The sequence below is a fragment of the uncultured Brachyspira sp. genome (genome assembly GCF_910578695.1).
Taxonomy (GTDB): domain Bacteria; phylum Spirochaetota; class Brachyspiria; order Brachyspirales; family Brachyspiraceae; genus Brachyspira.
The window spans coordinates 227-2,687 of record NZ_CAJTQJ010000068.1 but is presented as its reverse complement, the minus strand read 5'-3'; the positions used below and the strand labels follow the sequence as shown (position 1 = coordinate 2,687).

General features: G+C 28.9%; 3 protein-coding genes. 1 reads left to right on the top strand and 2 read right to left on the bottom strand.

The window, feature by feature from the left end:
* A partial coding sequence (locus QZ288_RS11570; protein WP_295159027.1) for a hypothetical protein occupies positions 1-365 on the top strand: 365 nt, incomplete at its 5' end.
* 202 nt (positions 366-567) lie between these two features.
* On the opposite strand, the gene QZ288_RS11565 is transcribed toward QZ288_RS11570, so the two are convergent.
* Together QZ288_RS11565 and QZ288_RS11560 are read right to left on the bottom strand one after the other, a co-directional pair.
* Positions 568-1,998 carry an IS4 family transposase gene (locus QZ288_RS11565; RefSeq protein WP_295159030.1) on the bottom strand — a complete coding sequence of 477 codons (1,431 nt, stop codon included), beginning with the start codon at positions 1,996-1,998 and terminating at the stop codon, positions 568-570.
* The gene (locus QZ288_RS11560; RefSeq protein WP_289811297.1) at positions 1,991-2,191 is read right to left on the bottom strand and encodes a 2-C-methyl-D-erythritol 4-phosphate cytidylyltransferase; all 201 of its coding nucleotides are present in this window, start codon (positions 2,189-2,191) and stop codon (positions 1,991-1,993) included. Before QZ288_RS11560 ends, QZ288_RS11565 begins: the two co-directional genes overlap by 8 nt.
* Positions 2,192-2,461 lie beyond the last annotated feature (270 nt).

The following is a 2,461-nucleotide window of genomic DNA, read 5'->3' as shown; positions in this document are numbered from 1 at the left end:
CTTCAGGGATTATTATTTTAGAATATCCAACATTCAAGGCAGTTTGTATTGGCGCCAAAGATTGTGCTGCTCCTATTTCATCAACAATTCAAGGGGATTTAGGATGTATTAAAATTGAAGGACCTACTAGTGTACTTAGTGATGTAAAAATTATTAAGAATGATAAAATAAATGAAAGTATTGAAGTAAATAGTAATAATCATCGAATGTATGATGAATTTAAAAATATCTCTAAGTATATTGATAATAGAGATTTTAATACTTGTGATCTAATGCTTGAACATTCAAAGATTGTTATGGATGTTCTTACTAAGGCTCGTAAAAGTGCTAATATTATATTTGGATGTGAAAAAGATGCAAAATAATTTGCATCTCAATGGAGTCAACTTAAGATTCAAATCTTAAGCTGACTCTTTCTTTTTTATATTTATTTTATCTGTTCAATTTCATATTTTTTATTATGAAAAACATACTTGAAAAAAAGCGCAAAAACCTCCTATAAAAAAATATCTTTTTTTTAAATTTTCACATTTCTTTTTTTATGATACAATATATTTGTATTCTTAACTACGGGGCTACTGTTATCAGAACGTGCTTAAAACTTTTAACTTTTGGATTATTTCTTCCATCTAATCTAAATCGATAACTTGGTGGATTGACTATAACCCTGCCCCAGCGTTTATAGTGTCTGTTTGGGCGAACAGGCACTTTTATTTTATTGATCATCTTTACTATATTCTCTATTTTCTGTTTTATCTGAGTCTTTTTCCCATTGATTATTGAATAAAGAAAATTAGTCTCATATACCATTTCCTGAAGCTGTGTAATATTCGTTACATATTGTTTACCGTCAGTTGTGTCCCTGGAAATTTTTTTGTTTAGTTCCTTTCTTATTATACCAGCAATATTATGAAACAGAACTTTTCCATAAACACAGTTTCTAGCTGCATCTCCGTCTTCGCTTATAAATCTTTCAAGTTCCAGAGTTGTTTTCAATGTTTTATATGAAACCTCTATATCCCATCTCATGGAATACAATTGAAGAATTTCTTCAGTAGAAAATTGCTGACTGTCCAGATTCGTGAAATAAATCAATTCTTCTTTGCATTCTTCACCTTTTTGATTGATATATTTAAAAATTTTTTTGATGACCCTTATTCTGATCACTGGCTTTTCTTCTCGGATTTGTATGGCTTCATTAGAAAATCTAAATCTTTTCAGCCATTTTTTATCAATTTCTACATTTATCCATTCATCATCCGATTTCATAAGTGCAACCTGTTTCTTATAAAAATATTTTTTCCCTCTGATAATATAATTATAATTAAGATATTCAAGATGAGAAATAATTTCTGCTGAACCATAGTATCTGTCTGCAAGATATATGACCTTTTTCCCTTCAAATATTTTCTGAGTTCTATACAGATGTTCAAACGCAAGTGGAGTTTCAGAATAGGGAGCTGGTTTCATTGAAAAATCCACAAACAATCCATTCATCACATCATAGAGACCCCCAGCTTTTGACTGTATTTTTTTGACATCAAAAATATCATGAACATGTTTGCCAAGACAAAACTGAAAATCATATGCATTATAGACATTATAGGGAATTTCAACATAAGTACCATCTTCTGCAATAAGATAATAGCCTCTATAGTCTTTTGGAAGCTGAGAGGAATAATATATTTTGGAAAAAATATGAATAAGATATATAAAGACATTTGGATTCATTTTTCTGACAGCCTTGTTTAAAGCCTGTTTGCTTATTCTTTTTTCAAATTCACAGATAGAAGAATAAAACCATGTCAGTTCTGAATTGGTTGTTTTCTTATTTCTAAAGATAAAGTAATAGATCAGTGAATAAAAGTTCATATTTCTTTTTCTGGTAAAATCAGTACACTTTTTTCTGCATAGCTGATTGACAATATCAGAGTGAACAGCTTCATTAAATTCACATAAAAGAGATGAGAGTAAAGATGACTTAACTACATTATTCATCATCATAGACAAGACGAGGCTTTTTCTTAGCAAAAGCAGCCTTTAAATAAGGAACAGATTCTTCATCAACTTGCCCAAAGTTTATAAGAATACGATGTTTAGGCATACCATGATCATCACGATATGATTCTACAAGAGAACAAAAACAGGTATTTTTCTTACCTTTATTATTTTTTACAGCTCTAACAAACATAAAAATCCCTTCTTCCTTAACTACATTATAATATAAAAATAATTTATATAGAAGAAATATATCTTTAATACTTAACTACAAATATAAAAAATACTAAAATGAATGAAAAAAAGTCAGCTTAAGACTTGAATCTTAAGTTGACTCCATTGAGTTACTATATAAAATAGCAACTAATAAAACTTACATATTTCATCTATATTTTTACGTTTAGGTCTTTCAGGTTCAATATCGCTAATTCCTAAAGCAATTACTGATACAATTATCTCTGAA